This window comes from Mesorhizobium sp. M7A.F.Ca.US.005.03.2.1, assembly GCF_003997795.1.
Classification (GTDB): domain Bacteria; phylum Pseudomonadota; class Alphaproteobacteria; order Rhizobiales; family Rhizobiaceae; genus Mesorhizobium; species Mesorhizobium ciceri.
In genome coordinates this window covers 1-1,220 of sequence record NZ_RZRP01001267.1, presented here as the reverse complement: position 1 = coordinate 1,220, position 1,220 = coordinate 1, and the positions used below count along the sequence as shown (strand labels likewise).

The 1,220-nt window shown below is 67.0% G+C and carries 1 protein-coding gene and 1 pseudogene; both read left to right on the top strand.

Annotated features, from left to right (window positions below):
* Positions 1–433: pseudogene (locus EN991_RS36895) on the top strand (amidase family protein); the annotation flags it as partial.
* 2 nt (positions 434–435) lie between these two features.
* The coding region (locus EN991_RS36890; protein ID WP_164769695.1) for a LysR family transcriptional regulator at positions 436–1,220 on the top strand (785 nt) is incomplete at its 3' end.

The following is a 1,220-nucleotide window of genomic DNA, read 5'->3' as shown; positions in this document are numbered from 1 at the left end:
GGCCAGGGAGGCCTGGGCGGTGCATGGCGAATGGATCACCAGCGGCGAGCGCGACCTCGGCCCCGGCGTCGAGGAGCGATTCGGCTTCGGCCGCGCCGTCGACGACAAGACAGCCCAGGCCGAGAAGGTGCGGCGTCTGACCTTTCGCGGCGAACTGAGCGCCCTGCTCGGCAAGGACGGCTTCCTTGTCCTGCCGACGGTGCCTGGTCCGGCGCCTTACGTGGACAGCACGCCGGAGCAGTTCCAGGCCTATCGCGAACGGGCGCTCCAGCTTCTGTGCCTGGCCGGCCTGTCCGGTTTTCCACAGATCACACTGCCCGTCGGCTCGGTCGCCGGCGCCCCGTTCGGCCTGTCGCTGCTTGGCCCTTCCGGCAGCGACATTGCCCTGATACGGCTCGGCCGGAAACTTCTCGACGCGGCACGAAAGGCCTGACCATGGACACACTGACGCGCATGCGTGCCTTCATCGACGTGGTCGAGGCCGAGGGCTTTTCCGCGGCGGCGCGCAAGATCGGCCGCTCCAAGGCCTTGCTGTCGAAATATGTGCGCGAGCTGGAGGACGAACTCGGCGCTTTGCTGCTCAACCGCACCACGCGCCAGTTCTCGATGACCGAGGCCGGCCACACCTATTACCGGCGCGCCTCGGAGATCGTGCGCGAGGTCGACAGCCTGGCCGACGCGGTGCGCGAATCCTCCGGCGACGTGCGCGGCCGGATCAAGCTGTCGGCGCCGCGCACCTTCGCCGACGCGCCGATCGGCCAGTCGCTGATCGACTTCGCCAAGCAGCATCCAGACATCGTGCTCGACATCCAGCTCGACGACCGCTTCGTCGATCTGGTCGAGGAAGGCTTCGACCTTGCGGTGCGCATCTCGCGGCTGGAGAACTCGTCGCTGATCGCCAGGCGTCTGGCGCCGTTTTCGATAAAGCTCTGCGCCTCCCCCGAACTGATCGCCAAGCATGGCACGCCGACACGGCCGCAGGATCTCAGCCGCATGCCTTGCATCGTCGACACCAATGGCCGCGGACTGAACAACTGGCCGTTCAAGGGCGACAATGGCGATCCGGTCAGCGTTTCGGTGTCGGGTCCGATCGAGGTCAACAGCCCGATGACGGCGAGAGCCGCGGCCGTGTCCGGGCTGGGATTCACCGTCCTGCCGGATTTCATTGCCGCGCCCGACCTCGCGAGCGGCCGGCTGGTGTCGGTGATAGATGACCGTAT